The 580-nt window shown below is 62.6% G+C and carries 1 pseudogene; it reads right to left on the reverse strand.

From position 1 onward, the window contains the following. Positions 1-580, reverse strand: a pseudogene (locus Q3C01_RS44905) (ribonucleoside-diphosphate reductase subunit alpha); the annotation flags it as partial.

Here is a 580-nt window from a genome sequence, read left to right on the forward strand (position 1 = left end):
GCGGCCGGGATCATGATCGGCGCGTGCGACACGGCCGCCGTGGCGGAGACCGCATTGAGCTTGCCGTCGGTGCCCTTCAGCGTCGACTTCTCGACATGGGTGGCGCTGCGGGAGCGCAGGTAATAGGTCGTCTTCAATCCGCGCCGCCAGGCGAGGCGATAGAGCGCATCGAGCTTCTTGCCGGAGGGATTGGCGATGTAGAGGTTGAGCGACTGCGACTGGTCGATCCATTTCTGCCGCCGTGCGGCAGCCTCGATCAGCCAGGCGCTGTCGATCTCGAAGGCCGTCGCGTAGAGCGCCTTCAGATCCTCCGGGACGCGATCGATCTGGCCGACGCTACCGTCGAAATATTTGAGGTCGGACACCATCACCTCGTCCCAAAGCCCCCTCGCCTTGAGGTCGCGGACCAGGAACTCGTTCGCGACCGTGAAGTCGCCGGACATGTTCGATTTGACGAACAGGTTCTGGTAGTTCGGCTCGATCGACTGCGACACGCCGCAGATGTTGGAAATCGTCGCTGTCGGCGCGATCGCCATGACGTTCGAATTGCGCATGCCGCCTGCCACTATCTTCTTGCGGA

Source organism: Bradyrhizobium sp. UFLA05-109 (genome assembly GCF_054185165.1).